Source organism: Ramlibacter sp. (genome assembly GCF_036383835.1).
Classification (GTDB): domain Bacteria; phylum Pseudomonadota; class Gammaproteobacteria; order Burkholderiales; family Burkholderiaceae_C; genus Ramlibacter.
The window spans coordinates 61,622-87,026 of the sequence record NZ_DASVNN010000011.1 but is presented as its reverse complement, the minus strand read 5'-3'; the positions used below and the strand labels follow the sequence as shown (position 1 = coordinate 87,026).

Here is a 25,405-nt window from a genome sequence, read left to right as displayed (position 1 = left end):
TTGTTGCGCAACAGCAGCGACACCAGTGCGAACACCAGGCAGGCGGCGATGCCCACCAGCCAGCCCACGCCGGGCACGTGCGCCGCGCTCGCGCCGGGCGGGTCGTCGGCGGCCGGCTCCGGCGCGGAGCTGTCGGCCGCCCGCACGCGGGTGGAGTTTTGCAGCGCCAGCACGAAGCGGCGGGCGAACAGGTTCAGGGTGTCACGCATTGCAGCCACGCGCGCATGCTACCCAGCCGCGGCATTTCCGTGGGGCGCCTGCCGCAGGAAGAGCCGGTAGACCGGATTGGCGGTTTCCTCGACATAGGGGTATCCGAGGGTGTCGAGGAAGGCATCGAAGGCCTGGTCGTCGCTGCGGGGGACCTGCAGGCCGACCAGGGTGCGGCCGTAGTCCGCGCCCTGGTTGCGGTAGTGGAACAGCGAGATGTTCCAGGTCGGCTGCATGTTCGACAGGAACTTGAGCAGGGCGCCCGGCCGCTCCGGGAAGACGAACCGCAGCAGGCGCTCGTCCTGCGCGAGCGGCGACAGGCCGCCCACCATGTGGCGGATGTGTTCCTTGGCCAGTTCGTCGTGGGTGAGGTCCAGCGCCTCGAAGCCGTGCCGCGTGAAGTTGGAGGCGATGCGCCCCGATTCGCCCTTGTTGTGCGTCGTGAGCCCGACGAACACGTGCGCCTGCTTCGAATCGCCGATGCGGTAGTTGAATTCGGTGACGTTGCGCGGGCCGCCCGGCAGGGTGCCGATCAGCTCGATCAGGCGGCGGAAGGCGCCGCGCTCCTCGGGGATCGTGACCGCGAACAGGGCTTCGCGCTCCTCGCCCACCTCGGCGCGCTCGGCCACGAAACGCAGCCGGTCGAAGTTCATGTTGGCGCCGCACAGGATCGCCGCGTAGGTCTCGCCGCGGGTCTTGTTCTCCGCCACGTACTGCTTGATCGCGGCGACGGCCAGCGCGCCGGCGGGTTCCACGATGCTGCGGGTGTCGACGAAGACGTCCTTGATCGCTGCGCACACGGCATCGGTGTCCACCACCATGAAGCCGTCGACCAGCTCGCGCGCGAGGCGGAAGGTCTCCTCGCCCACCAGCTTGACGGCGGTGCCGTCCGAGAACAGGCCGACGTCGCCCAGCGTCACGCGCCTTTTCGCCGCCACCGACTGCGCCATGGCGTCGGAGTCGCTCATCTGCACCCCGATCACCTTGACCTCGGGGCGCACCGCCTTGATGTAGCTGGCCACGCCCGAGATCAGTCCGCCGCCGCCGATGGCGACGAACACCGCGTCCAGCGGCCCCTGGTGCTGGCGCAGGATCTCCATGGCGATGGTGCCCTGGCCGGCGATCACGTCGGGATCGTCGAAGGGATGGACGAAGGTGAGCTGGTCGCGCTCGCACAGCCCGGTGGCGTGGCCGGCGGCATCGGAATAGCTGTCGCCGAACAGCACCACCTCGCCGCCCAGCGCCTTGACGGCGTCGATCTTCACCTGCGGCGTCGTCACCGGCATCACGATCACGGCGCGCGTGCCCAGGCGGTGCGCGGCCAGCGCCACGCCCTGCGCGTGGTTGCCCGCCGAGGCGCAGATCACGCCGCGCTGCAGCTGCTCCGGCGTGAGGTGGACCATCTTGTTGTAGGCGCCGCGCAGCTTGAAGCTGAACACCGGCTGCTGGTCCTCGCGCTTGAGCAGTACCTTGTTGTGCAGGCGGCGGCTCAGGCTGCGGGCGGGCTCGAGGGCGGATTCGACGGCGACGTCGTAGACGCGGGCCGTGAGGATCTTCTTGAGGTAGTCCTCCGGCTGCAGTGGTTTGTTCATGACGCGGGAATGATAAGTGGCGCTGCCGAGCGCCCGGCCGCGGACGGAAAAAAGCCCCCGGACCTTGCGATCCGGGGGCTAAATCCACCAAAGGAGAGGTGGAGGAGACAACTTGCGCGGCTGCCGGGCGGCGGGCCGCCACGGCAGGGGGTGCTTAGCGAATCGCTATGCTGTGAAGGCAGTATAGCCACATCTTTGCTGCGTTGCACAAGACGTGTTGTGCCCGCATCACGGCGTGCGAGAACTATTTGGCGCATCCTGCGCCCTGGAGAAGGAAAGAGCATGGAATGCACAGTGACGTGGACCGGCGCGACCGGCGCGCGCTCGGGGATGGGGTTCCTCGCCGAAACCGGCACCGGCCACGTGCTGATGATGGATGGCGCGCCCGACGAGGCGCGTCCGGAGAACGGCGGCCAGAACCTGGCGCCGCGTCCCATGGAGACCGTGCTCGCGGGCACGGGCGGCTGCACGGCCTACGACGTGGTGCTGATCCTCAAGCGCGGACGCCACGACGTGCGCGGCTGCTCGGTGAAGCTGAGTGCGGAGCGCGCCCCGGCCGACCCGAAAGTGTTCACGAAGATCCACATGCACTTCACCGTGCGCGGCCGCAAGCTGCAGCCCGCGGCGGTGGAGCGCGCGATCGCCATGAGCCACGAGAAGTACTGCTCGGCGAGCGCGATGCTCGCCAAGACCGCGGAGATGACGACCAGCTTCGACCTGGTCGAGGACGCTCCCGCGCCCTGAGGCCGGTTCAGACGTAGTGCGCGGTGGTGGTCATCACCTTGGCCGCCGCCCGCATCGCCGCCTTCACCGCCTGCGGCAGTTCGGCCGCGCCCGCCTGGCGCGCGCTGTCGGCGTGCGCCGCCTCGTCCGCCTTCATCTGCGCCACGATCGCCCGCGATGCGTGGTCCGCGGCCGGCAGCCGATCGAGGTGCCCCTGCAGGTGCGCCTCGACCTGGCGCTCCGTCTCCACGAGGAAGCCGAGGCTCACGCGGTCGCCGAAGCGGCCGGCGACGAGTCCCAGCCCGAAGGCGCCCGCATACCAGAGCGGATTGAGCAGCGACGGGCGATCCCCGAGCTCGTCGAGGCGCGCCTTGGTCCACGCGAGATGGTCGTTCTCCTCGCGCGCCGCCTGTTCGAGCTGTGCGCGCAGCGCGTCGTTGCGCGTCGCCATGGCCTGCGCCGTGTAGAGCGCCTGCGCGCAGATCTCGCCCACGTGGTTCACGCGCATGAGGGCGCCCGCATGCCTGCGTTCCTGGGCGCCGAGGTGCGTGGCCTCGGCCGGGACGACGGGGCACGGCCTCGTGCCGCGCGGGTTGGCGAAGAGCGTTCGTAACGCCTGGTCGAGTGCTCCGAGGATGCGGTCCATGCCCGAAGTTTAGGCATGTGGCGGACGGGCGGTCGCGGCTCGCGCCTGACCGGCGTCAAAGAAGGGTGATTTTTTGGGATGCGAAATCGCAACGGGATCTGTTGCGCCGGGTCTACTCAACCCTGGGCCCCTTGTTGCCCTCAGCCAACGATTTACGAAGCGGTGGGCTAAATACTTTGCGTAAGAAAAGACCGTCTGGTGGAATAGCAACAACTTCCCAAAAGGAGGTTGGCCCGGGGATCCGGTGGGGGCGAGAACGTGCCTGCATTCGATGCCCTCATGTGTACCGGAGCCCTATGTTTAACCTTGGAGAAACTTGCATGAAAAAGTCCCTGATTGCGCTGGCCGTGATGGCCGCCGCGGGTGCAGCTTCCGCCCAGTCGTCCGTCACCCTGTTCGGTACCGTCGACCTGACGCTGAACCGTACGTCTGACCGCGCCACCGTGACGGACACCGTCGGCGGCACCTCGGTCACCGCCCGTTCGCGCCTGACCCAGCTGACCAACAACGGCTACAACAGCTCGCGCCTGGGCTTCCGTGGCACCGAAGACCTCGGCGGCGGCATGTCCGCCAGCTTCTGGCTGGAAGGCGACTTCAAGCCGGACGACGGCCGTGCTGGTGGCCGCACGTCTTCCGACAACCGCACCAACAACGTTCAGCCGAACACCGGCTTCAACTTCAACCGCCGCTCGACCCTGTCGCTGGCTGGCGGCTGGGGTGAAGTGCGCCTGGGTCGTGACTTCAACCCGTCGTACTACAACGTGACCGTGTTCGATCCGTTCGGCACGAACGGCGCCGGCACCACGCTGCTGGCCATCGGCGGCCAGGCCGTCGAGACCCTGGGGGGCTTCGGCACCAGCGGCGTGACGTTCGTCCGCGTGTCGAACCAGATCTCCTACTTCACGCCCGCCAACCTGGGCGGCTTCTACGGCCAGGCTTCGTACTGGTTCGGTGAGCAGGCCACCCCGGCCACGCCCGCCAACCGCGAAGGCGACGGCAACGGCTTCGGCCTGCGCGCTGGCTACGGCGCCGGCCCGTTCAACGTCGCGCTGGGCTACTCGCGCACCGAGAACGACGTGAACGGTGACTTCCGCGTGTGGAACCTGGGCGGTTCGTGGGACTTCGGCGTTGCTCGCGCCCTGTTCCAGTACGGCAATGACCGTCACGACAGCGTCGTGGCCGGCCAAAGCGACCTGAACGGCAAGGGCTGGACGCTCGGCGCCCTGGTGCCGGTCGGTGCCGGTGAGATCCGTGCTTCCTACGGCCAGTACCGCACGACCGAGTCCGACGCCTTCGGCTCGTTCCGTGACCGCGCTCGCAAGATCGCCATCGGCTATGTCCACAACCTGTCCAAGCGTACCGCTCTGTACGCGACCGCGGCTCAAACCCGCGTTCGTGGCACCGAGACCGCCGTTGGCGTGGGCACCGTGGGCACCGAAAACGGTCGTACCACCGCTTTCGACCTGGGCATCCGCCACGCTTTCTAATCAGCGTCACAGCTGACCAAGAAAACAAGAAACTTGAAAAGGCCGCCTTCGGGCGGCCTTTTTTTTTGGTCCAATGCGGGGATGCAACGATTTGAAAACGGCTATGGCCGCCGCCTTCCCGGTTGGGGCGCGATCGCGCTCCTGCTGGCGGGCTGCAGCACGGCCGTGGTCGAAGCGCCGATCGCCGAGACGCCCTGGGGCCTGCAGTCGGGCGCGCCCCAGGGGCAGCCCTGGGTGCACAAGACCTTCCCGGGCAAGGCGCCGACGCGGTTCCATTACGAGAAGCGCGATGGCCGCGACACGCTGCAGGTCCGGTCGGACGCGTCGGCCAGCATGCTGCGGCAGGTCGTGCGCATCGAGCCGGCGCAACTCGGAAGCGTGCGCTTCTCCTGGAAGGTGCCGGCGCTGCTGGAGCAGGCCGACCTCGCGACGCGCGACAAGGACGATTCCACGGTGCGCATCGTGCTCGCCTTCGAGGGCGACCGTTCGCGCTTCACGGCGCGCGATGCGGCCCTGTCGGAACTGGTGCGCGTGGTGACGGGCGAGGAGCTGCCCTATGCGACGCTGATGTACGTCTGGTGCAACCGCCGCGAGCCGGGCACCGTGATCCGCAGTCCGCGCACCGACCGCATCCGCAAGCTGGTGGTGGAGTCCGGCCCGCGCCGGCTCAACCAGTGGCTGGAGTACGAACGCGACATCCGCGCCGACTACGAACGCGCCTTCGGCGAGCCGCCCGGCGCGCTGGTGGGCGTCGGCATCATGACCGACAGCGACAACACCCGCTCCCACGCCGAGGCCTGGTACGGACCGGTGCGTTTCGTCCGCGCCGCCGCCCGCTGAAGACGCGTCGCCTGCGCTACAGTTCGCCCGGGTAACCCCTTTTGTCCCCCTGGCATGGGTGCTGCATAGTCTGCGGCTCCTTATCCATGGCAAGAGGGTTCCATGAAACTCAGAATCGCGCTGATCGCGGCCGCCGCGGTCACGGCCCTGGCCGCTGCGCCTGCCGTCCTGGCCAAGACCTTCCGGTGGTCGAGCGCCAGCGACATCCCCACGCTGGACATCCATTCCCAGAACAACGCGCTGGCCAACGGGGTGCACGCGTCGGTCTACGACTCCCTCGTCTACTACAACAGCCAGACCTTCCGTCCCGAGCCGCAACTGGCCACCGCCTGGAAGGAGGTCTCGCCGACGCAGGTGCGCTTCACGCTGCGCCAGGGCGTGAAGTTCAGCGACGGCACGCCGTTCACGGCCGACGACGTGGTGTTCTCGATCACCCGCGCCATGGCCAAGACCTCCAACTACCAGGTCTACACGCAGGGCATCGACAAGGTGGTGAAGGTCAACGACAACACCGTCGACTTCATGATGAAGGGCCCGAACCCGGTGCTGCTGAACCAGCTGACCGAGCTGCGCATCCTGAGCAAGGCCTGGGCGGAGAAGAACAAGTCCACCGACCCCAAGGACATCCGCACCAAGGACGAGACCTTCGCGCACCGCAATGCCATGGGCACCGGCCAGTTCATGGTCAAGGAGTGGCAACCGGACCAGAAGCTGGTGATGGTGAAGAACCCCAACTACTGGGGCAAGAACGACTCGAACGTCACCGAGATCGTCTACACGCCGATCAAGTCGGAAGCGACGCGCGTCGCCGCGCTGCTGTCCGGTGAAGTCGATTTCATCCTCGATCCCAGCCCGCAGGACCTCGCGCGCATGCGCGCCAACCCGAATCTGAAGGTGATCGACGGCGTCGAGAACCGCACCATCTTCTTCGGGATGGACCAGTTCCGCGACGAGTTGCCCGGCTCCAACGTGAAGGGCAAGAACCCGCTGAAGGACGTGCGCGTGCGCAAGGCGCTGTACCAGGCGATCGACAGCGACACGCTGCACCGGGTGACGATGCGCGGCCTGTCGCAGCCGACCGGCACGCTGATCGCGCCGCAGGTGGCCGGCTGGAAGGAATCGCTGCACAAGCGCATGCCCTTCGACCAGGCCGGCGCCAAGAAGCTGCTCGCCGAAGCCGGCTACCCGGATGGCTTCGAGGTGGACTTCGCCTGCCCCAACAACCGCTACATCAATGACGAGGAGATCTGCCAGGCCGTGACCGCCATGTGGTCGCGCATCGGCGTGAAGGCCAAGCTGCGCACGCTGCCGCTGGTGACCTACTTCCCGATGATCCAGCGCTACGAAGCCAGCATCTACATGCTGGGTTGGGGCGTCCCGACCTTCGACGCGCTCTACAGCCTGCAGTCGCTCACGCGCACCGTGGGCCAGGGCGGAGACGGCAACTACAACGTGGGCCGCTACAGCAACGAGCGCCTGGACACCGTGGTCGACCGCATCAAGACCGAAAGCGACCGCCCGGTGCGCGAGCGCCTGGTGGGCGAGGCGCTGCAGATCAGCAACGACACCGTGTCGCACATCCCGCTGCACAACCAGATCATCCCCTGGGCGATGAAGAAGAACATCGACGTGGTGCACCGCGCGGACAACCGGCTCGACTGGCGCCAGATCAAGGTGAATTGACCGCCGTGGCCCATCGATGACCCGTAGGGTGGGCAAGCTCGCTTGCCCACCGCTTCGACCGCACCGAATTGCTTTAGACCTGAAGGAAACCCGGGTGTCGTCAGGCACCTTGCCCTGCTAGCATCGGCAGCCCTTCCGCGCTCCATACGAATGTTTGCCTTCATCCTGCGCCGCCTGATCCAGGCCATGGTGGTCATGGTCGTCGTGGCGTTCATCGCCTTCCTGCTGTTCCAGTACGTGGGCGATCCGGTGGTCTTCCTCCTCGGGCAGGATGCGACGCCCGGACAGATCCGCGAACTGCGCTCCGCGCTGGGACTCGACCAGCCCTTCTTCGTGCAGTTCTGGCATTTCCTCGTCAACGCGGCGCAGGGCGAATTCGGCCTGAGCCTGCGCCAGGGCGCGAAGGTCTCGCGCCTGATCGCCGAGCGCTTCCCCGCCACGCTGGAACTGGCGCTGGTGGCCGCCTTGCTGGCGCTGTTGATCGGCATCCCGATGGGCGTCTATGCGGCGCTGCGCCGCGGCACCTTCCTGAGCCAGGTGTTCATGACGTTGTCGCTGCTGGGAGTGTCGCTGCCCACCTTCCTGATCGGCATCTTGCTGATCCTCGTGTTCGCGGTGACGCTCGGCTGGTTTCCCAGCTTCGGACGCGGCGACACGGTGAAGATCGGCTGGTTCACCTCCGGCCTGCTCACGCCCAAGGGCTGGCACCACATCGTGCTGCCGGCGGTCACGCTGGCGATCTTCCAGCTCACGCTGATCATGCGGCTGGTGCGCGCCGAGATGCTGGAAGTGCTGCGCACCGACTACATCAAGTTCGCGCGCGCGCGCGGCCTGCCGAATCGGGCGATCCACTTCGGCCACGCGCTGAAGAACACGCTGGTGCCCGTGATGACCATCACCGGCCTGCAGCTGGGCGGGCTGATCGCCTTCGCGATCATCACCGAGACCGTCTTCCAGTGGCCCGGCATGGGGCTGCTGTTCATCCAGGCAGTCACCTTCGCCGACATCCCCGTGATGGCGGCCTACCTGTGCCTGATCGCGCTGATATTCGTCGTGATCAACCTGGTGGTGGACCTGCTGTACTTCGCGGTCGATCCGCGGCTGCGCGTCAGCACGGCGGGGGGCCACTGATGCTGTCGCCCATCCCGGCCTCGCGGCTGAACGCGCACGGGCGCGCCTTCTCGCACATCGCGCGCTACCACCCGGACCTCACGGCCTTGCGGCGCGACCTGCATGCGCATCCGGAGCTCGGCTTCGAGGAGGTGTACACCTCGGGGCGCGTGCAGGAGGCCCTGCGCCTGTGCGGCGTGGACGAGATCCACGCCGGCATCGGCAAGACCGGCGTGGTGGGCATCGTCCGCGGCCGCACCAACACGGCCAATCGCATGATCGGCCTGCGCGCCGACATGGACGCGCTCACCATGACCGAGAACAACGACTTCCCTTGGAAGTCGACGCGCTCGGGGATGATGCACGGCTGCGGCCACGACGGCCACACCGCGATGCTGGTGGGCGCCGCCCGCTACCTGGCCGAGACGCGCAACTTCGACGGCACCGCCGTCCTGATCTTCCAGCCCGGCGAGGAAGGTTTCGCCGGCGCCAAGGCCATGATCGAGGACGGCCTGTTCCAGCGCTGGCCGGTGGAATCGGTCTACGCCATGCACAACTGGCCGGGACTCAAGCCCGGCCGCTTCGGGATCCGCCACAACGCGATGATGGCTTCGGCCGATCGCATCACGATCGAGATCACGGGCAAGGGCGGCCACGGTGCCCATCCCTACCTGGCGGTCGACCCGGTGCTGGTCGCTGCGCACATCATCACGGCTTCGCAGAGCATCGTCTCGCGCAACGTCAAGGCCGTGGAGGGTGCCGTCATCAGCCTCTGCGCCATGCAGGCGGGCGACCTGCACGCCATGAGCGTGATCCCCGGCAAGGCGACGCTGGTGGGCACCGTGCGCACCTTCAGCAGCGACGTGCAGGACCTGATCGAGCGCCGGCTCAACGAACTGTGCAGCGCCGTCGCCCTCGGCTTCGGCGCCACCGCCACGGTGCACTACGAGCGCATCTATCCGGCCACGATCAACAGCGCGCGCGAAACCGAGTTCGCCGCCGACGTCGCGGAGTCCCTGGTGGGGCCGGAACACGTCGTGCGCGACATGGAGCCCAGCATGGGCGCCGAGGACTTCTCCTTCATGCTGCAGGTGAAGCCGGGCGCCTACATGCGCATCGGCCAGGGCGGCGAGGGCAGCTGCATGCTGCACATGAGCCGCTACGACTTCAACGACGACATCCTTCCGCTCGGCTCGGCGCTGCACGCCAGCCTGGTGGAACAGGCCATGCCGCCCGCCGGCGCGTGAGCGGCGGCGGCTCGCAAGATCCCATCGACAAGGAGCATGAGTATGCAATTCAGGAGCTGGATGGTTGCGGCGCTGTTGTGCGCCGCATTCGGAGTGCACGCGCAGACCGTGCGCGTCGCGAACCAGGGCGATGCGCTCTCCATGGATCCGCATTCCCTCAACGAGTCGCTGCAGCTGGACGTGACGGCCAACGTCTACGACCCCCTGGTGACCCGCGAGAAGGACCTGAGCATCGGCCCCGGCCTGGCGACGTCGTGGAAGCAGACCTCCCCCACGGTCTGGCGCTTCGAGCTGCGCAAGGGCGTGCGATTCCATGACGGCACGCCGTTCACCGCCGACGACGTGTTGTTCTCCATGGCGCGCACGCAGGCGGAGGGCTCCGACATGAAGAGCTACACCAACGACTTCAAGGCGGTGCGCAAGGTCGACAGCCACACGGTGGAGATCGAGACCAACAAGCCCTTCCCGATCCTCCCGAGCATGCTCTCGCGCGTGAGCATCATGAGCAAGAAGTGGTGCGAGGACAACCAGGCGACGCGTCCCGTCGACCGCCGCAAGGGCGTGGAGAACGCCGCTTCCTTCCGCGCCAACGGCACGGGCCCCTTCCGCCTGCGCGAGCGCCAGCCCGGCGTGCGCACGACCTTCGTGCGCAACAACAGCTACTGGGGCAAGATCGAAGGCAACGTGCAGGAGGTGGTCTTCACCCCCATCGGCAACGATGCCACGCGCGTCGCCGCGCTGCTGTCCGGCGAAGTGGACGTGATGGAGCCGGTGCCCGTGCAGGACATCGAGCGGGTGAACGCCTCGCCCAGCGCCCGCGTGCTGGCCGGTCCCGAGCTGCGCACGATTTTCCTCGGCATGGACCAGAAGCGCGACGAGCTGCTGTACTCCAGCGTCAAGGGCAAGAACCCGTTCAAGGACAAGCGGGTGCGCCAGGCTTTCTACCAGGCCATCGACATCGACGGCATCCAGAAGACGGTGATGCGCGGCGCGTCGCGGCCCACGGGCCTCATGGTCGGCCCGGGCATCAACGGCTTCGACGCCAGCCAGAACAAGCGCCTGCCCTATGACCCGGAAGCCTCGAAGAAGCTGATGGCCGAGGCCGGCTACCCGAACGGCTTCGAAGTCACGATGAACTGCCCCAACGACCGCTACGTCAACGACGCGCGGATCTGCCAGACCGTGGCGGCGAACCTGGCGCGCATCGGCGTGAAGATCAACCTGGCGGCCGAGACCAAGGGCACCTACTTCCCGAAGGTCCTGCGGCGCGACACCAGCTTCTACCTCCTGGGCTGGACGCCGAGCACGGTCGACTCGCACGACCCGCTGAACGCGATCATGTCCTGCGTGGACGACAAGGGCACCGGGCAGTTCAACCTCGGCGCCTACTGCAACCCCAAGGTCGACGAACTGGCCCGCAAGGTCCAGGCGGAGACCGACACCGCCAAGCGCAACGCGATGATCCGCGAGGCCTTCCAGATCCACCAGGACGACATCGGCCACATCCCGCTGCACCAGCAGGCGCTGGCCTGGGGCGTGAGCCGCAAGGTCGACATCGTCCAGCGCGCGGACAACAACGTCTCGTTCAAGCTGATCACGGTCAAGAAGTAAGGACACGGTGAAACAGGCGCTCTTCCGCTGGCTCGACTCGGACGTCGGCTACAGCTTCCGCAGCTCCCCGGTGGCGATCGCCGCCGCGGTGATCGCCTTCGTGACGATCTTCTGCGCGGTGTTCGCCGACGTCGTGGCGCCGCACAAGCCGTTCGACCTCACCACCCTCGAGCTGAGCCACGCGCGCCTGGCCCCGTCCACGGAATCGCATGCGTTGCCGCGCGCGGAGGACGGCACGCGCACGTACCTGCTGGGCACCGACGACCAGGGCCGCGACATCCTGTCGGCGCTGATGTACGGCGCCCGCATCTCGCTGGTGGTGGGCGCCGTCTCGGTGCTGCTGTCGGTGGTGATCGGGGTGGCGCTGGGCCTGCTCGCGGGCTACCGCGGCGGCTGGATCGACGGCTTCCTGATGCGCCTGTGCGACGTGATGCTCAGTTTCCCGGCCATCCTGGTGGCGCTGCTGATCGCGGGCGTGGGGCGCGCCTTGTTTCCCCATGCGCACGACACGGTCGCCTTCGGGGTGCTGATCCTCGCGATCACGCTCACCGGCTGGGTGCAGTACGCGCGCACCGTGCGCGGTTCCACCATGGTGGAGCGCAACAAGGAGTACGTGCAGGCGGCGCGCGTGACCGGCGTGGCGCCGCTGCGCGTCATGCTGCGGCACGTGCTGCCCAACGTGATGGGGCCGGTGCTGGTGCTGGCCACCATCCACGTGGCCACCGCCATTATCACGGAGGCCACGCTGTCCTTCCTGGGCGTCGGCGTGCCGCCCACTTCGCCTTCGCTCGGGACGCTGATCCGCGTGGGCAACGATTTCCTGTTCTCGGGCGAATGGTGGATCACCGTCTGGCCCGGGGTGATGCTGATCCTGATCGCCCTGTCGGTGAACCTGCTGGGCGATTGGCTGCGCGATGCGCTCAACCCGCGCCTGCGCTGAACCGCTGAAGCCATGAGCCTCCTGCAAGTCCAAGACCTGGTGGTCGAATTCCCGACGCGCCGCGGCACGCTGCGCGCGCTGGACCACATCTCCTTCGACATCGCCCCGGGCGAGATCCTGGGCGTGGTGGGCGAATCCGGCGCCGGCAAGTCGCTCACGGGCGCCGCCATCATCGGCCTGCTGGAGCCGCCGGGGCGCATCGCCTCCGGACAGATCGTGCTGGAAGGCGAGCGCATCGACAACCTGCCGTTCGAGCGCATGCGCCACATCCGCGGCCGCAAGATCGGCGCGATCTTCCAGGACCCGCTGACGTCGCTGAACCCGCTTTACACGATCGGCCGGCAGCTGGTGGAAACGATCCAGGCGCACCTGCCGGTGAGCGCGGACGAGGCGCGCCGCCGGGCGGTCAAGCTGCTGGAGGACACCGGCATTCCCGCCGCGGCCGACCGCATCGACCACTATCCGCACCAGTTCTCCGGCGGCATGCGCCAGCGCGTGGTGATCGCGCTGGCGCTCGCCGCCGAGCCCAAGCTGATCGTGGCGGACGAGCCGACGACGGCGCTCGACGTGTCGATCCAGGCGCAGATCATCCAGCTGCTCAAGCGCATCTGCAAGGACCGCGGCGCCGCCGTCATGCTGATCACGCACGACATGGGCGTGATCGCCGAGACCTGCGACCGCGTCGCGGTGATGTACGCGGGCCGCGTGGCCGAGATCGGCCCGGTGCACGAAGTGATCAACCAGCCGGCGCATCCCTACACCATGGGCCTGATGGCGGCGATCCCCGACATCACCGTGGAGCGCGAGCGCCTGAACCAGATCGATGGCGCCATGCCGCGCCTGAACGCGATTCCTCCCGGCTGCGCCTACAACCCGCGCTGCCCGCGTGCGTTCGACCGCTGCACGCGCGAGCGCCCCGAACTGCTGCACGCCGGCGCCACCCGCGCGGCCTGCTGGCTGCACGAAGCCAAAGCGGAGGCGCTGGCATGAGCACTGCCCTTACCGACCCCATGGATGTCTCCCTCCCTCTCCCCCCTGGGGAGAGGGCTGGGGTGAGGGGCACGACGGCCATCACGCCCGCGCCGCTCGTCCAGGCCACCGACCTCGCCAAGACCTTCGACGTCTCCGCGCCATGGCTGAACCGCGTGCTCGAACGCAAGCCGCGCCAGTTGCTGCACGCGGTCGACGGCGTGAGCTTCAGCATCGAGAAGGGCCAGACGCTGGCGCTCGTGGGCGAGTCGGGCTGCGGCAAGAGCACCGTGGCGCGCCTGCTGGTGGGCCTCTACGAACCCACGCGCGGCAGCTTCGCCTTCGATGGCCAGGATGCCCATGCGGCCTACGGCACGCGCGAGGGCCGCAAGCTGCGCCGCCGCATCCAGATGATCTTCCAGGACCCCTATGCCAGCCTGAACCCGCGCTGGAAGGTGGAGGACATCGTCGGCGAGCCGCTCAAGGAGCACGGCCTGATCGTCGATGCCGCGCAGCTGGAGGGCCGCGTCGGCGAACTGCTGGAGTCCGTCGGCCTGAGCCCGCTGGACATGGTGAAGTATCCGCACCAGTTCTCCGGCGGCCAGCGCCAGCGCATCTCGATCGCGCGCGCGATCGCGACGCATCCCGAGTTCCTGGTGTGCGACGAGCCGACTTCCGCGCTGGACGTCAGCGTGCAGGCCCAAGTGCTCAACATCATGAAGGACCTGCAGCGCAAGCAGGGCCTGACCTACCTGTTCATCTCGCACAACCTCGCGGTGGTGCGGCACGTGAGCGACCAGGTCGGCGTGATGTACCTCGGGCGCCTGGTCGAACTCGCCGGCAAGCACCAGCTCTTCGCGCAGCCGCGGCATCCGTACACGCGCATGCTGCTGGACGCGATCCCCAAGATGCACGACACCGGCCGCGCCCGCACGCCGGTGCAGGGCGAAGTGCCCAACCCGCTGAATCCGCCGAGCGGCTGCGCCTTCAATCCGCGCTGCCCGCACGCCAACGAGCGCTGCCGCGTGGAGCGGCCGGCGCTGCTGGAGATCCAGGGCATCCGCGTGGCCTGCCACGCCGTGGAAGAGGGGCGGATCTAGGCGCCCGCGCGGGCGGCGGCCCGGCGGCGGGATTGTCGTAACCTCGCGCATCCAGCGAACGAGGCGCCGATGTCCAACCGGGTCGTCACCCACCGAATGATCGAGGCTTTCAGGGCCGCCATGCTGCATGGCGGCATCGGCGCGGGCGCCGATGCGCTCGGCATCCCGCAGCCTTCGATGAGCCGGCTCATCGCCGACCTGCAGCGAGTGGTCGGTTTCCCGCTGTTCCAGAAAAGCGGGCGCACCATCAAGCCCACGGACGAAGCCCTGGTGCTCATGACCAAGGTGCAGCAGTCGTTCATCGGCCTCGAGGACATCGCCAGCTTCTCCGAGCAACTGCGCAAGCAGAGGACGGGCAGGTTCTCGATCTGCACCATCCCCTCGATCGGCCACTCGGTCATGCCGGAAATCATCGACCACCTGCGCAGCAGGTTCCCCGACGTCGTGGTGAGCCTGACGGTCTCCTCCTACCTCGAAGTGGCGCAGAAGGTCCGCAACCGGCAGGCCGACATCGGCCTCACGGCCGATGCGCTCTCGATCGGCACGCTGGAGACCGTCGCCGAGTTCTCGTCCGACTGCGTCTGCATCGGCACGGAGAAATGGCTGTCCGCCTCGGCGTCCCATGTGGACGCCGGCGAGCTCGCCGGCAAACCCTTCGTCGCTCTCACCGGCACGTTCCAGCGGCAACTGGATGCCTTGCTGTCCGCCAACGGCGTCACGATCGACGCGATGGTCGAGGCCTCGCTGTTCCAGACCGTCAGCGAACTGGTGCTCCGGGGGATGGGGGTCTCGGTGGTGGATCCCCTCACGGGCGCGAAGCACCGGCTGCGGGGCGGCATCACCCTGCCCCTCAAGCCGGCCCTGAGCTACACGGTGTACGCGACCGCGATGAGCGACACCCGCCTGGGGCGGCCTGCGCTGGAACTGCTCGATTGCCTGAAGTCCGCCACCGACCGCGCCAGCATCCATATCGCCGACGAATGAGTTGTTGCCCGGGGCGGCATGGATGGCGCGGCCCGATCTCCCTACGATCCGGTGCATCAGCAACCCTGTAGTGGAGACCGTCTTGAAGATCAGCATTCACAGCTTGGCAGCAGCGCTGGTGGTCGGCGCCGTCGCCACCGTCCCGGTTGCGCGCGCCGAATACCCGGAAAAACCCGTTCGCCTCATCGTGCCGGCGGCGCCGGGCGGCGCCGCGGATTCCCTGGCGCGGGTGGCGGCCACCGAACTCGGCAAGCGTCTCGGACAGCCCGTCGTCATCGAGAACAAGCCTGGCGCGTCGGGGGCCATCGGCATGGACGCCGTGGCCAAGGCGGCCCCGGACGGCTACGTGATCGGGAGCAACAACCTCGCGACCTTCATCGTGGGCACACTGACGGCCAAGCAGTTGCCGTACCACGTCGACCAGGACTTCACGCCGATCGCGGGGCTGTTCACGCAACCGAACATCGTCAGCGTGACGCCGGGCCTGCCGGTGAAAACGATCGACGAACTGCTTGCCTATGCCAAGGCCAACCCCAACAAGATCTCGTACGGCTCGACCGGGCAGGGCACTTCGCTGCACGTCCTGACGGAGATGCTGCGCATGCACACGGGCATCCAGATCGTCCATGTGCCCTACAAGAGCGCACCCGCGGCGGAAGCGGACCTCGCGGCGGGGCACATCCAGATGATGATCGGCAACTTCACCTCGATGGAGCCGCAGATCAGGGCCGGCCGGCTCCGCGCATTGGCCATCACGAGCGCGACGCGCTCGCCGCTGCTGCCCAACGTGCCGACGGTCGCCCAGGCCGGCGCTCCGTATCTGGAAATGGTCACCTGGGCCGGCATCGTGGGACCGAAAGGGATGCCGCCGGCCGTCGTGAAGAAGCTGAACGCGGCGATCAACGATGTCCTGGCCGACCCCAAGGTGAAGAAGCAGTTCGAGAACATGGGCTCGGATCCGTCGGTCAAGTCGCCGGAGGAGTTCTCCGCGCAGATCAAGTCGGACCTCGAGAAGTGGGGCGACGTCATCCGCAAGGGCCGGATCACCGTGGAGTGAGCGGGGCGAACCGAGTCAACATGCAGAGCGAAGAAGTGATCGTGGTGGGTGGCGGGCTGGTCGGAGTCGCCATCGCGTATGGAGCGGCGAAGGCGGGCAGCCCCGTGACGCTGCTGGACCAGGGCGACATCGCGCACCGGGCGTCGCGCGGCAATTTCGGCCTGGTGTGGGTGCAGAGCAAGGGCGACGGCTTTTCCCGGTACGCGCGCTGGAGCCGGGATGCCGTGGGCTACTGGCCGCAGCTGGCCCGGGAGCTCATCGAGCTGACCGGTGTCGACCCGGCGTTGCAGCAGTCCGGCGGCTTCTGGATCGGCTTCAGCGAGAAGGAGATGGAGGCGCGCAACGCCTTGCTGGGAAAGATCGATCGGGACATCGGCGGCGTGCCGTACGAAATGCTCGGCCACCAGGAGCTCAAGGCGCGCCTGCCCGCGATCGGTCCCAAGGTGGCCGGGGGCAGCTTCTGCCCGCTCGACGGGCACGCGAATCCGCTGAAACTGCTGCACGCCTTGCACGCGGGATTGAACGCGCGCGGTGCACGCATCGTCTCGAGCGTCGAAGTGACGACGGTGAGGCGCCACGACAAGAGCGGCGACTTCCAGGTGCAAAGCCTCGACGGACGCACCTGGCGCGCACCGCGCGTCGTGCTGGCCGCCGGCCTGGGCAACAAGCAGCTCGCGGCGCAGGTGGGCCTGCATGCGCCGGTGAGCCCGAACCGCGGCCAGGTGCTGATCACCGAGCGGCTCAAGCCCTTCCTGCCGTTTCCGACCAACAAGGCGCGCCAGACGAACGAGGGATCGGTGCAGCTGGGTTATTCCGTGGAGGACGTCGGATTGGACGACAGCACCACCGTCTCGGCCATCGAATGGATCGCCAAGCGCTCCATCGCCACTTTCCCCGTGCTGGCCAATGCGCGCCTGGTACGGGCCTGGGGCGCCTTGCGTGTCCTCACGCCGGATGGCGCGCCGATCTACCAGGAGTCGGCCTCGCATCCGGGAGCTTTCGTGGCCACCAGCCACAGCGGCGTCTCGCTCGCCGCGGCCCATGCCTACGTGGTGGGCCCGTGGGTCGCCGGTGTCGCGAAGATGCCCGAAGGATTCGGCGAATTCGCCGGTGAGCGCTATCTCGATCCGTCGCGGAGTTTTGCCAATGCCCACTGACTGCACGCACGCGGGCACCGCGCTGTTCACGACGGACGAGTCGCTGCGTCCGAAGAGCGTGGCGATCGAATTCGAAGGCTGCCAGATCCTCGCGGCAGAGGGAACGACCGTCGCGGCAGCGCTCCTGCTCAAGGGCGTCGGCCCGTTTCGATCGACACCCGTCCAGTCGTCGCCGCGCGCGCCCTACTGCATGATGGGCGTGTGCTTCGAATGCCTCGTCGAGGTGGACGGAAAGCCAAGCCGGCAGGCGTGCCTGACCCTGGTGCGCGAGGGCATGGTGGTCAAGCGCCAGCTCGGCGCCTCGGCCCTCGATGTGCCGGATGGGGACAAACATGGAAGTTGATGTGGTCGACCTGGTCATCGTCGGCGCGGGGCCTGGCGGGCTCGCCGCGGCAACGGAGGCGCGCCGGGCTGGCCTGGGCGTCACGCTCCTCGACGAGCAGGTGACGCCGGGCGGACAGATCTATCGAGCAGTCGATGCCGCCAGTCCGCGGATGCGCGCGGTGCTCGGTGAAGACTACGCCGCGGGCGCCTTGCTCACGAAGGAGTTCGCGCAAAGCGGAGCGAACCATGTTGCCGGCGCATCCGTCTGGAACGTGGGCCGGGACAGGAAGGTCCATTACCTCCATCGCGGCGTCAACAAGAGCGTGGAGGGTCGCCACATCGTCCTGGCGACGGGTGCCATGGAGCGGCCCTTTCCGATTCCCGGCTGGACGCTGCCCGGCGTGATGGGCGCGGGGGCTGCGCAGATCCTCTACAAGAGCGCGGGAGCGCTTCCGAGCCAGCCGGTGGTGCTGGCCGGCTGCGGGCCCTTGCTCTACCTGCTGGCGAGCCAGTACCTGAATGCCGGCGTGAAGCTGGCCGCGGTGGTCCACACGACCCGGTTCGGCGACTACCTTCGTGCGGCGGCGCACCTGCCCGCTGCACTGCGAGGCTGGCGCGACCTGCGCAAGGGCATGCGGATGCTCAGTCACCTTCGCAGCAACGACGTGCCGGTTTACGCGGGAGCGAAGGACTTTGCCATCGAGGGCGTCGATCGCGCGGAGGCGGTCTGCTTCACCCACAAGGGGCGCACGCATCGCATAGCGACCCCATTGGTGCTGCTCCACCAGGGCGTGGTTCCCAACACGCAGCTCAGTTGGTCGCTGCGGGCGGAACATGCCTGGAACGAGGATCAACTCTGCTGGGTCCCGCAAACCGACGACTACGGGCAGATCGACGAGTCCGGGATCTTCATCGTCGGGGACAGCCGGGGGATCGTCGGCGCCAAGGCCTCGGCCTGGCAGGGCCGGCTCGCTGCCATCGACATTGCATCGCGGCTGCACAAGCTTCCGGCCAGGGACCGCAGCGCGCGCGAAGCCGCGGTGCGAACGGAGCTCGGAAAGAACCTCCACATCCGCCCCTTCCTCGACGCGCTGTACCGGCCGCCGGAGCGGCACCGCATTCCCGTCCAGGACTCGGTCGTCGTCTGCCGCTGCGAGGAAGTCTCCGCGGGACAGATCCGGAACCATGTCGGGCTCGGGTGCCAGGGGCCGAACCAGACGAAGGCGTTCGGCCGTTGCGGCATGGGGCCGTGCCAGGGCCGCCTGTGTGGACTGACGGTGACGGAAATGATCGCGGACGCGCGGGGTGTCGCGCCCGTGGATGTCGGCTACTACCGCATCCGTCCGCCGATCAAGCCCGTGACCCTGGGCGAGCTGGCCGGCGAAGGCGCCTGATCCAGCACACCGGATTTCCCAATGACTTTTTCGAGGATCGCATGACCGACATCGTTCGTATCGCCACCGACAGGCGCCGCAGCCGCGCCGTCGTCTACAACGGCATGGTCTTCGTCGGCGGGCAGACCGCGGACGACCGCAGCCAGGACATCCGCGGGCAGACCCGGCAGACCCTGGCCAAGATCGAAGGCTTCCTGGCCGAAGCGGGCACGGACAAGTCGCGCCTGCTCACCGCGCAGATCTGGATCAAGGATCTCGCGAGGGATTTCGCCGGCATGAACGAGATCTGGGATGCGTGGACCGCATCCGGCGCGGCACCGACCCGCGCCACCGCGCAGTGCGAGATGGGCGCACCGGACGTCCTGGTGGAAATCATCGTGACCGCCGCGGTGAAGTGATGCGGCCCGCGGGCGCGCGCCTCAGGCGTAGCGCTTCGTCCGCAGGTTGTTCTTCATCTCCTGCAGCAAGGGCTGCAGCCGTCCGCCGCCGATGCGCAGCGCGACCGTCGTCGCCAGCACGTCGATGATCATCAGGTGCAGCAGGCGCGACACCATGGGGCTGTAGCGGTCGTAGCCTTCCGGGTGATCCGCTGCCAGATGGATGTGGCCCGCGGTGGCCAGCGGCGAGCCGCTGGCGGTGATCACGATGGTGGTCGCGCCGTTGCGCCGCGCGATGTCGCACGCGTCCATCAGGTCGCGCGTGCGGCCCGAGTTGGAGATCACCACCAGGCAGTCGCCGGGTCCGAGCAGCGTCGCGCTCATCACCTGCATGTGGCCGTCGCTGTACGAGATCGTGTTGACGCCGAGGCGGAAGAACTTGTGCTGCGCGTCCAGCGCCACCACGCCGGAGTTGCCTGCGCCGTAGAACTCGATGCGGCGGCCCGTCTGGTAAGTGGACGCGAGCACTTCCGCCGCCTTCTCGATGGCGAAGGTCGAAGCGTCGTTGCGGTACTTCAGGAAGGCCGCCACCGCGTTGTCGATCACCTTCACCAGCACGTCGCCGGTCTTGTCGTCAGGATCCACGCTGCGGTGGATGAAGGGCACGCCCTCGCTGACGCTGCCCACCAGCTTCAGCTTGAAGTCCGACAGCCCGTCGTAGCCCATGCTGCGGCAAAAGCGCACGACCGTGGGTTTGCTGACGTGCGCGCGTTCGGCGAGTTCGCTCACGGGAAGGTTGGCGAAGGCGCGGGGATCGCCCAGCACGAGCCGGGCCACGCGCTGCTCCGCGGGAGCCAGCGACGATATCGAGGCCTTGATGCGGTCTAGCACGTGAGCCTCGCAGGGCCGCCCCAAGAGGCGAAGGCCCCCTCGGGGGGCAGCGCGACGCCGAAGGGGTCAAGCGTGGGGGCTAACATTCTTCGCTCCAGCAGAAGCCGTCGCGGGCGATCATCGCGCTGGAGGCGCTCGGCCCCCAGCCCCCCGCCGCATACGGCCGCGGCCCGCGTACGTCATTGCGCCAGTGCTCCAGCACCGGCTCGACCCAGCGCCAGGCCTCTTCCTGTTCGTCGCTGCGCACGAACAGGTTCAGGCGGCCGGCGATCACGTCCAGCAGCAGGCGCTCGTAGGCGCCCACGCGCTCGGAGCCGAAGCGCTTGTCGAAATCGAGGTCGAGGTGCACCGGCGCCAGCACCTGGCCGTTGCGCCGGTTCTCCTGGCCCTGCGCCAGCAGGTGCAGCTGCAGGCCGTCGCGCGGCTGCAGGTTGATCACGAGGCGGTTGGCCGTGCCGGGCGGCGCGTTGTAGATCGCGTGCGGCGCCTCGCGGAAATTCACCACGATGTGCGCCTCGCGCGCGGCCAGCCGCTTGCCGGTGCGGATGTAGAAGGGAACGCCGGCCCAGCGCCAGCTCGCGATCTCCGCGCGCAGCGCCACGAAGGTCTCGGTCGTGCTTTCAGTGTTCACGCCGGGCTCTTCGCGGTAGCCCTTCACCGGCTGGCCGTGCACGTTGCCCGCGGCATACTGGCCGCGCACCGTGTGGTTCTCCAGCATCTCGGGCGTCCAGCGCTTCAGCGAACGCAGCACCTTCAGCTTCTCGTCGCGGATGGCGTCGGCATGCGCGTTGATCGGCGGCTCCATGGCCAGGGCGCACAGCAGCTGCAGCGCGTGGTTCTGCACCATGTCGCGCAGCGCGCCGGTCTTGTCGTAGAAAGCGCCGCGCCGCTCCACGCCGAGGTCTTCGGCGATGGTGATCTGGATGTTGGAGATGTGCTCGCGCCGCCACACCGGCTCGAACATCGCGTTGCCGAAGCGCATGGCGAACAGGTTCTGCACCGCCGGCTTGCCGAGGTAGTGGTCGATGCGGAAGATCTGCCGCTCCTCGAAGGCGCGCCGCACCGTCTCGTTGATCGCGCGGTTCGACGCGAGGTCGTGGCCCAGCGGTTTTTCCAGCACCAGCCGCGTGTTCGGGCGGTTCAGGCCGGCCGCGGCGAGCTGCTCGCACACCTGGGTGAACAGGTCGGGCGCCGTCGCCAGGTACATCACCACCGTTTCCGCGTGCCGCTCGCGCAGCTTGTCGGCCAGCTTGCGGTAGGCGTCCGGCTGCGACAGGTCCATGCGCAGGAAGTGCAGCAGGCCGGCGAAGCGGTCGAACTCCTCCGGGCTCGGGCGCTTGGCGAGTTCGACGTCGTCGAAGCGGGAGCGGATCAGGTCGCGGTACTGCGCGTCGCTCAGGTCGTCGCGCGCGATGCCGATGATGCGGCCGCCCTCGGGCAGGGTGCCGTGGCGGAAGGCCTGGAACAGGGCCGGCATCAGCTTGCGCCAGGCGAGGTCGCCGGTGCCGCCGAAGAGGACGAGGTCGAAACTCATGGTTCTTGTCGAGAAGGAGTTCCGTCACTGTAACTTAGTTTCAAATGGCGAGGACGGACGCGTCCTGCGCGAAGTTGACGGTGCCGCGCCCGTGGTGTTAACCCCGACGAAGGGCGCACGCCGGCGCCGCTAAGCTGGGCCGCGTGTAATTCCGTTACTGCTGGAGAGACTCCGATGCGCAAGTTCGAAATGAACTCGCTGCCACGGTGAGCGCGTGAGCTCGCCCGCGCTCCTTCCGGAACACGCTGCGGCGCTCGCCTTGCCCCGGGCGGCCGGCCTGCTGCGCAACGTCAATGCGCCGGTCTGGAGCTGGGCCGCGCTGGGCCTCCTCGGCTATCTGTTCTTCCCCTGGTACGCGCAGCAGGATGCGAACGGCCTGCTGCGGATGCATGAAGCCTGGGGCGAGCAGGCGACAGCCAACGGCTTGCTGCAAGCCACGCTGTTCGGCCGCTCCTGGCTGCTTCCCGGCCTGCTCGGCCTGCTCCTGTGCGCCGCCGCGGGTGCGATGCCCCCGGGCCGGCGACAGGGCACGCTGCTCGCCGCCGGTGGCTTCGGCGGCGCGCTCGCGCTGCTGGCGAGCGGTTTCGCGATCGGCGCCAAGGGCTGGAGTTTCGATGTCCTGAACCGCGCCTTCGGCGAGCTCGCCGTGCAGCAGTTCGGCATGGGCTGGGGCGCGGCGATCGCGCTGGTGGCGCTGGCCGTGCTCGGCGCCTTCGGTGTTGCGCGGCGCGGCCTGTTCCGCGGCGACCTCTTCGTGGCCGCTTGCGTGGTGCTGAGCGCCAGCCTGCTCGCGCTGTTCATCGTCTATCCCGTGCTGAGGGCGTTGACCGGCGCCTTCCTCGGCGAGGACGGCCGGCTGGCGCTTGCCGGCTTCGTGCAGAGGATCGCCAACGAGCGCAACTTCGGCCTGGCCTGCCTGGGCGGCGGCGTGCGTTGCGGTGTCGCCTGGAACACGCTGTTCCTCGGCACGATGACGGCTGCCAGCACCACGCTGCTCGGCACGTTGCTCGCATTGATGGCGGAGCGCGGCCCGCGCCGGTACGCGAAGCCGCTGAACGTGCTGGCGCTATTGCCGATCATCACGCCGCCCTTCGTGGTGGGCCTGGGGCTGATCCTGCTGTTCGGCCGCGCCGGCATCGTCAACCAGTTCCTCGAGTTCGCCTTCGGCATAGCGCCCTCGCGCTGGTTCTACGGCGGGTTCGGCGTTTGGCTCGCGCAGACCTTCGCCTTCACGCCGATCGCCTTCATGATCCTGCGCGGCGTGGTGCAGGGCATCGCGCCCAGCCTGGAAGAAGCGGCGCAGACACTGCGGGCCGATGCGCGGCGCACCTTCACCACCGTGACCTTGCCGCTGCTGCTGCCCGGCATCGCCAACGCCTTCCTGGTGGGCTTCATCGAGAGCATGGCGGATTTCGGCAACCCGATCGTCGTCGGCGGCCAGTTCTCGGTGCTGTCCACCGAGATCTTCTTCGCGATCGTGGGCGCGCAGTACGACCAGGGCCGCGCTGCTTCTCTCGCCTGGCTGCTCACGTCCTTCGCGCTGGGCGTGTTCGTGCTGCAGCGCTGGGTGCTCGGACGACGCAGCTACACGACCGTCGGCGGCAAGGGCGATGCCGGCGTGCCGCTGCCGCTGCCGCCCAACGTGCGCCGACTCGTGCAGGCGGTGGCGCTGCCCTGGATCGCGTTCACGCTCGTCGTCTACGTGTTCGCCTTCGCGGGCGGCTTCGTGCAGACCTGGGGCCGCGACTACACGCCGACGCTGGCGCACTTCCAGACCGCCTTCGCCCTGGAGTGGGGCGAGTTCGGCCTCGTCTGGACAGGCGCCGCATGGAACTCCTTCCTCACGACGATCAAGCTGGCTGGCATCTCGGCGCCGCTCACGGCGGCCCTCGGCCTGCTCATCGCCTGGCTGCTCGCGCGCACGCAGTTCCGCGGCCGGAACCTGTTCGAGTTCTCGGCGCTCCTGGCCTTCGCGATCCCGGGCACCGTACTGGGGGTGGGCTACATCCTCGCCTTCAACGTGCCGCCTTTCGAACTGACCGGCACCGGCCTGATCATCGTGCTGTGCTTCCTGTTCCGGAACCTGCCGGTGGGCGTGCGCGCCGGCACGGCCGCCTTCCAGCAGATCGACAAGTCGCTGGACGAAGCCTCTCTGATGCTGCGCGCCTCCACCGCCCGCACGCTGCGCCACGTGGTGCTGCCGCTGCTCAAGCCGGCACTCGTGGCAGCGCTGGTCTACAGCTTCGTGCGCGCCATCACCACCGTGTCCGCCGTGATCTTCCTCGTGACCGCGGAGAACGAACTCGCCACCACCTACATCATCGGCCGCGTGGGCAACGGCGACTACGGCGTGGCGCTCGCCTACTGCACCGTGCTGATCCTCCTCATGGGCGCCGCCACCGCCGCGATCCAGTGGATCGTGGGCGAGCGCCGCCTCGGCCGCCGCGCGGCCGCCACCCTCGCCACCAGGACCTGACGTGACCGCCGGCATCGAATTGCGCGACGTGAGCAAACGCTATGGCACCGACCCGTCCGCGCCCCTGGCCGTGAAGGGCATCAGCTTCGAGGTGCCGCGCGGCTCGCTCACGACCATCCTCGGCCCCTCCGGTTGCGGCAAGACGACGACGCTGCGCATGGTCGCGGGGCTCGAAGCGCCCACCAGCGGCCGCATCTTCATCGATGGCCAGGACGTGACCACGCTCGGTCCCGCGCAGCGCAACGTCAGCATGATGTTCCAGAGCTACGCGCTGTTCCCGCACCTGGACGTGCTGGGCAACGTCAGCTACGGCCTGCGCATGTCGGGCCTGGGCAAGGACACGGCGCGCCTGCGGGCGACGGAGGCCTTGCACAACGTCGGCCTGGTCGGACTGGACGCGCGCCTGCCCAGCGAGCTCTCCGGCGGCCAGCAGCAACGCGTGGCGCTGGCCCGTGCGCTGGTGCTGGAGCCCGCCGTGCTGCTGTTCGACGAGCCGCTGTCCAACCTGGACGCGCGGCTGCGGCGCGAGATGCGCGAGGAGATCCGTTCGCTGCAGCAGCGCCTGCAACTCACGGTCGCCTACGTCACGCACGACCGGAGCGAGGCACTGGCGCTCAGCGACCAGATCATCGTGATGGACCACGGCGTCGTCGCGCAGCGCGGCAGCCCGCAGGAACTCTATGAAGCGCCCGCCAGCGAATTCGTTGCCGGCTTCATGGGCGAGGCGATGCTGTTCCCGGCCCGGGCCGATGGCGGCGGCCACGTCCTCCTCGGTCCCTTGAGCATTCCCACGCGCCAGGCCATGCCGCCCGGCCCGGTGAAAGTGGCGGTGCGCCCCGAAGCCTGGCACGTCGGCCCGCCGGGCCACGGCCTCAACGCCCGCCTGGCCAAGCTCTCCTACCTGGGGAGCAACTACGAGTACACCTTCGAGACCGAGCTCGGCCCGGTGTTCGTGGTGTCGCCGGACCTGGGCCGCGTGCTCAGCATTGGCAGCGACGTCGGCCTGCGGCTGGGCGCGCACGGCGTCTCGGTGGTGCGGGCAGCCTGAGCCTTGTA

The 25,405-nt window shown here is 68.2% G+C and carries 22 protein-coding genes and 1 pseudogene; 18 read left to right on the top strand and 5 right to left on the bottom strand.

Annotated features, from left to right (window positions below):
- Positions 1 to 218: pseudogene (locus VF522_RS01945) on the bottom strand (hypothetical protein); the annotation flags it as partial.
- Positions 219 to 227: 9 nt separating this feature from the next.
- Positions 228 to 1,799, bottom strand: coding sequence for a threonine ammonia-lyase, biosynthetic (gene ilvA / locus VF522_RS01940; protein ID WP_330906523.1), 1,572 nt, complete (start codon positions 1,797 to 1,799; stop codon positions 228 to 230).
- Positions 1,800 to 2,081: 282 nt separating this feature from the next.
- Here ilvA and VF522_RS01935 point away from each other — a divergent pair, with 282 nt between their 5' ends.
- Positions 2,082 to 2,543, top strand: coding sequence for an OsmC family protein (locus VF522_RS01935; protein WP_330906522.1), 462 nt, complete (start codon positions 2,082 to 2,084; stop codon positions 2,541 to 2,543).
- A 7-nt stretch (positions 2,544 to 2,550) separates the two neighbouring features.
- Here the strand turns inward: VF522_RS01935 and coq7 are convergent, their stop codons facing one another.
- Complete coding sequence (gene coq7 / locus VF522_RS01930; protein WP_330906521.1) at positions 2,551 to 3,168, bottom strand: 2-polyprenyl-3-methyl-6-methoxy-1,4-benzoquinone monooxygenase; 618 nt, start codon at positions 3,166 to 3,168, stop codon at positions 2,551 to 2,553.
- A gap of 320 nt (positions 3,169 to 3,488) precedes the next feature.
- On the opposite strand from coq7, the gene VF522_RS01925 reads away from it, so the two are divergent.
- From VF522_RS01925 to VF522_RS01855, 15 genes are all read left to right on the top strand, one after another.
- Positions 3,489 to 4,655 carry a porin gene (locus VF522_RS01925; protein ID WP_330906520.1) on the top strand — a complete coding sequence of 389 codons (1,167 nt, stop codon included), beginning with the start codon at positions 3,489 to 3,491 and terminating at the stop codon, positions 4,653 to 4,655.
- 81 nt (positions 4,656 to 4,736) lie between these two features.
- Positions 4,737 to 5,495, top strand: coding sequence for a DUF3047 domain-containing protein (locus VF522_RS01920; protein ID WP_330906519.1), 759 nt, complete (start codon positions 4,737 to 4,739; stop codon positions 5,493 to 5,495).
- A gap of 102 nt (positions 5,496 to 5,597) precedes the next feature.
- Complete coding sequence (locus VF522_RS01915) at positions 5,598 to 7,178, top strand: ABC transporter substrate-binding protein (RefSeq protein ID WP_330906518.1); 1,581 nt, start codon at positions 5,598 to 5,600, stop codon at positions 7,176 to 7,178.
- A 150-nt stretch (positions 7,179 to 7,328) separates the two neighbouring features.
- Entirely contained in the window at positions 7,329 to 8,309 is a 981-nt protein-coding gene (locus VF522_RS01910; protein WP_330906517.1) for an ABC transporter permease, read from the top strand.
- Positions 8,309 to 9,535: a M20 aminoacylase family protein gene (locus tag VF522_RS01905; protein WP_330906516.1), complete on the top strand. Its 1,227-nt coding sequence runs from the start codon at positions 8,309 to 8,311 to the stop codon at positions 9,533 to 9,535. The genes VF522_RS01910 and VF522_RS01905 overlap by 1 nt, the downstream gene beginning before the upstream one ends.
- Positions 9,536 to 9,577: 42 nt before the next feature.
- On the top strand, positions 9,578 to 11,146 hold the full coding sequence (locus tag VF522_RS01900) for an ABC transporter substrate-binding protein (protein ID WP_330906515.1): 1,569 nt from the start codon (positions 9,578 to 9,580) through the stop codon (positions 11,144 to 11,146).
- A 7-nt stretch (positions 11,147 to 11,153) separates the two neighbouring features.
- Positions 11,154 to 12,086 (top strand): ABC transporter permease, encoded by a 933-nt coding sequence (locus VF522_RS01895; protein WP_330906514.1) that lies wholly within the window; start codon positions 11,154 to 11,156, stop codon positions 12,084 to 12,086.
- A gap of 12 nt (positions 12,087 to 12,098) precedes the next feature.
- On the top strand, positions 12,099 to 13,076 hold the full coding sequence (locus tag VF522_RS01890) for an ABC transporter ATP-binding protein (RefSeq protein ID WP_330906513.1): 978 nt from the start codon (positions 12,099 to 12,101) through the stop codon (positions 13,074 to 13,076).
- Positions 13,077 to 13,096: 20 nt separating this feature from the next.
- Positions 13,097 to 14,155: an ABC transporter ATP-binding protein gene (locus VF522_RS01885; RefSeq protein WP_414709421.1), complete on the top strand. Its 1,059-nt coding sequence runs from the start codon at positions 13,097 to 13,099 to the stop codon at positions 14,153 to 14,155.
- A 69-nt stretch (positions 14,156 to 14,224) separates the two neighbouring features.
- Positions 14,225 to 15,139, top strand: coding sequence for a LysR substrate-binding domain-containing protein (locus tag VF522_RS01880; RefSeq protein ID WP_330906511.1), 915 nt, complete (start codon positions 14,225 to 14,227; stop codon positions 15,137 to 15,139).
- Between the two features lie 82 nt (positions 15,140 to 15,221).
- Positions 15,222 to 16,196 carry a tripartite tricarboxylate transporter substrate binding protein gene (locus VF522_RS01875; protein ID WP_330906510.1) on the top strand — a complete coding sequence of 325 codons (975 nt, stop codon included), beginning with the start codon at positions 15,222 to 15,224 and terminating at the stop codon, positions 16,194 to 16,196.
- Positions 16,197 to 16,216: 20 nt separating this feature from the next.
- A complete protein-coding gene (locus tag VF522_RS01870) occupies positions 16,217 to 17,353 on the top strand; it encodes an FAD-dependent oxidoreductase (RefSeq protein WP_330906509.1) in 1,137 nt (378 codons plus the stop codon).
- Positions 17,343 to 17,696, top strand: a complete 354-nt coding sequence (locus tag VF522_RS01865) for a (2Fe-2S)-binding protein (RefSeq protein ID WP_330906508.1) — start codon at positions 17,343 to 17,345, stop codon at positions 17,694 to 17,696. The genes VF522_RS01870 and VF522_RS01865 overlap by 11 nt, the downstream gene beginning before the upstream one ends.
- On the top strand, positions 17,686 to 19,071 hold the full coding sequence (locus tag VF522_RS01860) for an FAD/NAD(P)-binding oxidoreductase (protein ID WP_330906507.1): 1,386 nt from the start codon (positions 17,686 to 17,688) through the stop codon (positions 19,069 to 19,071). Before VF522_RS01865 ends, VF522_RS01860 begins: the two co-directional genes overlap by 11 nt.
- Positions 19,072 to 19,112: 41 nt before the next feature.
- On the top strand, positions 19,113 to 19,469 hold the full coding sequence (locus VF522_RS01855; protein ID WP_330906506.1) for a RidA family protein: 357 nt from the start codon (positions 19,113 to 19,115) through the stop codon (positions 19,467 to 19,469).
- Between the two features lie 21 nt (positions 19,470 to 19,490).
- Here VF522_RS01855 and VF522_RS01850 read toward each other — a convergent pair whose 3' ends face one another.
- Both VF522_RS01850 and zwf read right to left on the bottom strand, forming a co-directional pair.
- Entirely contained in the window at positions 19,491 to 20,339 is an 849-nt protein-coding gene (locus VF522_RS01850) for a MurR/RpiR family transcriptional regulator (protein WP_330906505.1), read from the bottom strand.
- Positions 20,340 to 20,418: 79 nt separating this feature from the next.
- Entirely contained in the window at positions 20,419 to 21,873 is a 1,455-nt protein-coding gene (zwf, locus tag VF522_RS01845; protein WP_330906504.1) for a glucose-6-phosphate dehydrogenase, read from the bottom strand.
- 277 nt (positions 21,874 to 22,150) lie between these two features.
- Between zwf and VF522_RS01840 the strand changes: the two genes are divergently transcribed.
- Both VF522_RS01840 and VF522_RS01835 read left to right on the top strand, forming a co-directional pair.
- On the top strand, positions 22,151 to 24,349 hold the full coding sequence (locus VF522_RS01840) for an iron ABC transporter permease (protein ID WP_330906525.1): 2,199 nt from the start codon (positions 22,151 to 22,153) through the stop codon (positions 24,347 to 24,349).
- A 1-nt stretch (position 24,350) separates the two neighbouring features.
- Positions 24,351 to 25,397: an ABC transporter ATP-binding protein gene (locus tag VF522_RS01835; protein WP_330906503.1), complete on the top strand. Its 1,047-nt coding sequence runs from the start codon at positions 24,351 to 24,353 to the stop codon at positions 25,395 to 25,397.
- Positions 25,398 to 25,405: the final 8 nt, after the last annotated feature.